A 6,000-nucleotide genomic window follows, 5' to 3' on the forward strand; every position below is an offset into this window, starting at 1 on the left:
AAAAATCAACATTAATGATTAACAAAGCCTTTTTAAAAAAGGAGGTGAGATATTGGGAATTTTAGACCTGATGAAAAGCAGAAATAAAGAACTTGAATTCATGTTTGATTTTGATTTAATCCAAGATACTTCCAAGAAAATTCACATGAAACAATTGGCTATCCAAACATGTATCAATATGATTGGCCGCACCATCAGCCAATCGGAATTTTATGTGAAGAAGGATAAAAAGATTGTGAAGGACGAAATGTATTATCGGTTAAATGTCAGACCGAACCCGAACATGTCAGCCAGCCAATTTTGGCAGACTGTTGTCCATAAGCTGATATATGAAAACGAGTGTTTAATCATCCAGTCAGATACCGAAGATCTATTAATTGCTGACTCATTCACACGAGTCGAATATGCCCTGGTCAATGATTCCTTCAAAGATGTAACCATTAAAGACTATACATTTTCGAGAACATTTCAAATGAGTGATGTTATTTATTTGGAATATAGCAATAAAAAACTCTCGGCATTGTTTGATGGTTTATATTCCGATTATGGGGAATTATTTGGTAGGATCATAGAATTTCAGAAACGTAAGAATCAAATTCGTGGGCTTGTTGACGTAGAGGCTATAACTGATAAGTCGGAAAAGGGCCAAGAAAAATTACAGAATTATATAAACAAGATTTACAATGCATTTACCCACAAGTCAGTTGCTATTGTTCCGCAACAAAAGGGATTTAAATTAGAGGAATTAAAGAGCACGTCACAGCTTCAAAGTGTGGATGAAGTAGCCAAGGTAATTGATGGTTTTCTCAACCAAGTTGCCAAAGCCTTAGGTATTCCGGTTTCTTTGCTACATGGTGATATGGCTGATGTAGAAAAGCCTACACGAAATTACATGACATTCTGTATTGACCCATTTTTGAAAAAAATCAGGGATGAATTGAATGCCAAGATGATTGATAAAAAGGATTATCTAGCAGGAAAGAAAATGGAAACCAAACGTGTGTCAAATATTAACTTGTTTGATGTGGCCACAGCGGTCGATAAGTTGAGGGCTTCAGGAACATTTAACGGGAATGAATTGCGTGAAGCATTAGGTGAGGAAAGGGTGGACGATCCGATAATGGACAGGTACTTTATTACAAAGAATTATCAAGAAAGTTCCGAAGCGCTTAAAGGAGGTGAAGAGGATGAAACATAAAATTAAAGGTGATATTATTGGTTGGAACTCGAGTATTTGGGATTTTAACTATCTGATGAAATCGATCAAGGAAGATGAGGATATTGATTTATCCGTAAATTCTTACGGTGGAGATGCTTTTTTAGGCATTGATATATGCAATACCCTTAAAGATCATAAGGGATTTGTTACTGTAACAATAACCGGTATCGCCGCCAGTGCTTGTTCAATCATTTGTATGGGTGCTGATAAATTGCGAGCACATTCAAATGCGATGTTGATGGTCCATAATGCTCAAACATTCGTAGCAGGGGATGCGAAGAAGCTTCGAAAAGCTGCTGATGATGTGGAAAAGGTGAGCCAAGCTGTTTTGCAATCCTATACGAATCGAGTAGATGAATCTACCATGAAAAAATTACTCGATAATGAAACGTATCTTACAGCAGAGGAAGCATTAAAATATGGTTTAATTGATGAAATCATCGATGCTGAACCAGAAGAGGTTGAGTCTGAAATCTTTGAGAATAAAGCAAAAGCATTTAATAATAAAATCTCGGCTGCTGTTACACCAAAGCAACCTATCTCTGCATCAAGCATTGATGAAAACACATTAAAACAAATGTTTGCTGAATTTAGAAATGAATTAAAAAATGAATTTACACCAAAAAAAGAGCCTGATCAAGATCCTGTTGAACCAAAGCAGAACTTGAGCACGCTCTTTTTACATTTATAGGGGGAATGAAAATGGCGATTAGATTTAATAATTTTGCAGAGAAAAAACTAGCATTTGCTCAAGCTACACAGGAAGGAAATGCCGAAGAACAGGCGGCTGCGTTAAACAACATGCTTGAAGCACTGGCACTGGATGTACAAGGCGATATTATGAATCAGGTTCATGCACATATGGCCGACAATTCCATTATGCAAGCAAGGGGGGCCAATGTCCTTACCAGCGAAGAAACCAAGTTTTTTAATGTGGTCATTGAAGATGGTGGATTCAAAGATAACGATACGCTGCCGGTCACTACTCAAGACCGGATTTTTGATGATTTAGTAGAATCCCACCCACTGCTCCAACAAATCGGTATTCAAAATCTTGGTGCTGTAACTGAATACATCTATGGCGATCCAGAAGGTATGGCTGTATGGGGCGAATTATTTGGAGAAATCCAAGGGCAATTAAATGCTACGTTCCGTAAAGAAAAAATCGGCCAACTTAAATTAACCGCATTTATTCCATTATCTAATGACATGCTAAAACTTGGTCCTGTGTGGGTTGAACGGTATGTGCGCACGATGATATCGGAAGCAATGTCAGTGGGGCTAGAGCGTGGATATGTTGCTGGTACCGGAGCTGGTATGCCGGTTGGCTTATTGAAGGATCTAAAAGGTGGAACCAATGGAGAGGGAGAGTACAAAGATAAAAAATCTGCGGGCACTTTAAACTTCAAGCCTGGTCGCACGACGATCAACGAATTGAAAGGGGTCGTAGAAAAGCTATCCATTCGTCCAGTTGGGAAAAAAGAAGAAGAAAAAGTGCGCAATATAGCCGGGAAAGTAGTCATGATTGTCAATCCCTTTGATAACTTTAGCATTCAAGCGAATGCAACGGTACAAAATGCTGCAGGTATATACGTGACAAGCTTGCCATTTAATCCAACCATTACTGAATCCATGTTTGTACCAAAAGGAAAAGTTGTTTTCTTTATTCGTGGTGAGTATGTTGCAGCTGTCGGTGGAGCGATGGAAGTGAAGAAATATGATCAAACCTTGGCCATGGAAGATGCGACTCTGTACGTTGCTAAACAATATGCAACAGGTAAACCGAAAGATAACTATGCTTCTCAAGTATATGATTTAAATCTTGATTTAACGGAGGATACAAACGAACCAGAAGGCGTATAAAAAACCGAGGTGATTGGATTGGAAATTACCACAAGTTTACTAGAAGAATTTAAGAAGCGCATGCATATTTCTCATTCTAGCGAGGACGACAATTTAAAAAGGTTGTTGTCCTTTTCTGTTGAGGTTTTAAGAGAAAAGTGCGGTGCATTTGACGTGGAAAAGAACGTGAGGGCCAAGGAGCTTGTCTTTGAGCGGACAAGGTATCTCTATAATGATGCGGTTGAATACTTTGAGGATAATTTTTTGAGTGAGATTACCGGCTTAGGGTTATCGATCGCTTTAGAAGAAGGTGAATCTAATGCAGCCGTTTAAATATAAGCCGCCAAGAGTGAATACAGGAGATTTACGTACGCCCATCACTTTTTATGAGTATGCACCCAATAAGGGTCCAGAGCCTGGAGAGTCAGAAAAAGAAATTCTCCATCAGGCGATGGCCAAGGTTGATCATGTGTGGTTGAAAGATATGGAGATGGCGAAGTCTAATGGCACGTTATCAGATATCACCATTACGATACGAGATCCACAAGCTGACTATATCCCAACCAATAAGCATGTTCTTTCCATCGATGATGCTAGGTATCGGGACAAGAGATATAACATCAAACATGTTCAGCCTGACTTAAAAAAAAAGGATTTTATTAAGATTGTGGCAGGGTTAATCGAATGAGTGTGAAAATTCATGGGGAAAAAGCGGTGATGGCAGAATTAGAAAAACGCTTAGGGAAAGTGAAGGCGCAGCAGCTAAGTGATAAAGCGTTAAAACAAGGCGCCCACGTATTTATCAAGGAACTAAAATCTCAATTTCAATCCTTTAAAGATACCGGGGCATCCATTAATGAAATGACCATATCGGAGCCGATGTGGGTGAGTGGTGTGAGGACAATTAAAATACATTGGCGTGGTCCGAAAGATCGTTATCGCATCATTCATTTAAATGAGTTTGGTACGGTACAAAACCCGAGCCCACGTGGTAAGGGTGCCATCGCACGAGCTATGAGGAATGCTGAATCAGCCTATCGAAGTGCAATTAAAAAGGCGATAAGGGAAGGGTTGTAATGGATGTACTAGGAATGATTTATGATGCGCTAATGGCAGACCCTTCTATCAAGGAAACAGCGGATGGAAGAATTAAATTTTACGAGTTTCCTGAAACGGGAGAAGTTACAGCATCTTTTATCATCATCGATCCATTAGATGTCCCTCTTCCTCAAGATTTCGCTGATGACATATGGCTGACCTATGATTGTCTATTCCAGATAGACGTGTGGTCGAAAAAGAGAAACACAACAAGAGAATTATCCGAACAAATCCGGCATGTCATGTGGAACGTTGGTTTTTCCCAGGGGTCAGGTGTGGATGAATGGGATAAAGGTACAGGGATCTTTCGTGATGCTAGAAGGTATCGAGGGAAATTATATCGCGACGATTTAGGCACTTTATAGAGTGGCTATTTTAATTTAAAAGAGGAGTGATTACTTTGTCAGAAGAGAAAAACTATAAAGCATCCACTGGTGTGGATGAATTTTATTATGCGGTAATAACCGATGAAGATGAAAAATCTTTTAAGACGGGTGAAATTACTAGGATTAAGTTTTTACAAGAAATTGAGGTAGAAATGCCACAAGAAGCGATGAGGGCCTATGGGGATAACCGTACAGCTGAAATAGCTATTTCAGGTGGAAATATAACCGTATCCACGCAGTTTCATAAAGTACCGGTACAGGACAAAAATATATTGTTTGGGTTGGAACAAGTGGATGGCTTATCGTCCGTTGGGAGTGATGATGTACCTCCTTGTGTCGCAGCTGTATTTACTAAGACATTCGAGGATGGCTCGAAAGAATGGGTGGGCCTTACAAAAGGAATGTTTATGCGTTCCAAAATTTCCGGAAAAACCAAAGAAGAAAACAAAAATTTTGATAATGAAGAAGTAACAGGGGAATTTATGGAACGTTATGTGGAAGGGGCCAAATCAGAAAAATCTGTTCTGTTCGGAGCAGACAAAAAAGGGGAAACAGACAACCGGGATTCTCTTTTCCAAAAAATATTTGGTAAGCCATATCCAGGCTCACCACCGGGGGTGTAATAGATGAATGAGAAAAAGACATAACAAGCAATACAGGATTTCAAAGACCTTCAGGACAAAGGGATGGTCTATCGTAAAGGGGACACCTTTCCCAAGCCAGCCAATAAAAAGGTGGAGGATGAACGTTTAGAGGAACTGTTGTCCTCTAAAAATAAATTGAAAAACCCAGCGATTAAAGAAAATCTAAGGAGTGGGATTATGAATTCTCTTTTTAATTAAAGGATTAATTAAGGTATGTAGAAATTAGTTTAAGGAAGGAGTAAAAGGGTAGGAGTTCAATAAGGCTGAAGGAAAAAATGGGTGGGAGGTTTATTGTGAAAAATATTTTAAATGGACTCCGTAGCATAATAACTCAATTTATTATCGTATTATTATATATGTGCTTGCCGATGGTTTTTGCTATTTTTATACAAACTCCTAAATCTATCTACATTGCTTTTACAATGATTCTAGTTTCAATTGGTGTCCATTTTTTATATTTTATCCATTTCAGAGAGTCAATAAAAGAGAGTAAATCCGAGAGCTTATTTGATTGGCTTGATAATAAAAACGATAAGAATATCGTAAGGGAAATTATTGGTGAAGATATAAAAAAAGATGTGGAGATTTTAAATAACTTAGAAGTAACTCAAAAAAGATTGCTAACATATGTAAATTATAATAAAAACAAGTTGATTTTAATAAGAGCACTCCTGAAGACCATGAATAATAATTATTTATCGGATTTGAATTTTAGATTATTCATACCTATTATTGCAACTATAATAATTGGTTCTTTTTCTAATCCTATCTTTAAAAAGGTAATGATTGGGGAAAACACTAAAATTCCATT

Annotated in this window: 9 protein-coding genes; all 9 read left to right on the plus strand. The window is 38.1% G+C overall.

Translation table 11 applies throughout. The features are described 5' to 3' along the window. The first annotated feature begins 52 nt into the window (after positions 1–52). Positions 53–1,198, plus strand: a complete 1,146-nt coding sequence (locus ACFRAK_RS25715) for a phage portal protein (RefSeq protein ID WP_394572760.1) — start codon at positions 53–55, stop codon at positions 1,196–1,198. Beyond that, positions 1,188–1,910: a head maturation protease, ClpP-related gene (locus tag ACFRAK_RS25720; RefSeq protein ID WP_394572761.1), complete on the plus strand. Its 723-nt coding sequence runs from the start codon at positions 1,188–1,190 to the stop codon at positions 1,908–1,910. Before ACFRAK_RS25715 ends, ACFRAK_RS25720 begins: the two co-directional genes overlap by 11 nt. A gap of 11 nt (positions 1,911–1,921) precedes the next feature. Further along, a complete protein-coding gene (locus ACFRAK_RS25725; protein WP_394572762.1) occupies positions 1,922–3,082 on the plus strand; it encodes a phage major capsid protein in 1,161 nt (386 codons plus the stop codon). A gap of 60 nt (positions 3,083–3,142) precedes the next feature. After that, positions 3,143–3,394 (plus strand): phage gp6-like head-tail connector protein, encoded by a 252-nt coding sequence (locus ACFRAK_RS25730; RefSeq protein WP_394572769.1) that lies wholly within the window; start codon positions 3,143–3,145, stop codon positions 3,392–3,394. Beyond that, positions 3,381–3,749: a phage head completion protein gene (locus ACFRAK_RS25735; protein ID WP_394572763.1), complete on the plus strand. Its 369-nt coding sequence runs from the start codon at positions 3,381–3,383 to the stop codon at positions 3,747–3,749. Before ACFRAK_RS25730 ends, ACFRAK_RS25735 begins: the two co-directional genes overlap by 14 nt. Beyond that, positions 3,746–4,138, plus strand: a complete 393-nt coding sequence (locus ACFRAK_RS25740; protein WP_394572764.1) for a hypothetical protein — start codon at positions 3,746–3,748, stop codon at positions 4,136–4,138. The genes ACFRAK_RS25735 and ACFRAK_RS25740 overlap by 4 nt, the downstream gene beginning before the upstream one ends. Then, positions 4,138–4,524 carry a gp17 family tail completion protein gene (locus ACFRAK_RS25745; RefSeq protein WP_394572765.1) on the plus strand — a complete coding sequence of 129 codons (387 nt, stop codon included), beginning with the start codon at positions 4,138–4,140 and terminating at the stop codon, positions 4,522–4,524. The genes ACFRAK_RS25740 and ACFRAK_RS25745 overlap by 1 nt, the downstream gene beginning before the upstream one ends. Before the next feature lie 71 nt (positions 4,525–4,595). After that, complete coding sequence (locus ACFRAK_RS25750; RefSeq protein WP_394572766.1) at positions 4,596–5,168, plus strand: major tail protein; 573 nt, start codon at positions 4,596–4,598, stop codon at positions 5,166–5,168. 314 nt (positions 5,169–5,482) lie between these two features. Next, positions 5,483–6,000: hypothetical protein (locus ACFRAK_RS25755; protein ID WP_394572767.1), on the plus strand; the 518-nt coding region annotated here is incomplete at its 3' end.

The sequence above is a fragment of the Peribacillus sp. NPDC056705 genome (assembly GCF_043656335.1).

What these genes read in the sequence shown, in the direction of transcription:
- ACFRAK_RS25725 (WP_394572762.1), top strand. Translation starts at nt 1,922, where the DNA reads ATGGCGATTAGATTTAATAATTTTGCAGAGAAAAAACTAGCATTTGCT.
- ACFRAK_RS25735 (WP_394572763.1), top strand. Translation starts at nt 3,381, where the DNA reads ATGCAGCCGTTTAAATATAAGCCGCCAAGAGTGAATACAGGAGATTTA.
- ACFRAK_RS25730 (WP_394572769.1), top strand. Translation starts at nt 3,143, where the DNA reads ATGCATATTTCTCATTCTAGCGAGGACGACAATTTAAAAAGGTTGTTG.
- ACFRAK_RS25745 (WP_394572765.1), top strand. Translation starts at nt 4,138, where the DNA reads ATGGATGTACTAGGAATGATTTATGATGCGCTAATGGCAGACCCTTCT.
- ACFRAK_RS25740 (WP_394572764.1), top strand. Translation starts at nt 3,746, where the DNA reads ATGAGTGTGAAAATTCATGGGGAAAAAGCGGTGATGGCAGAATTAGAA.
- ACFRAK_RS25720 (WP_394572761.1), top strand. Translation starts at nt 1,188, where the DNA reads ATGAAACATAAAATTAAAGGTGATATTATTGGTTGGAACTCGAGTATT.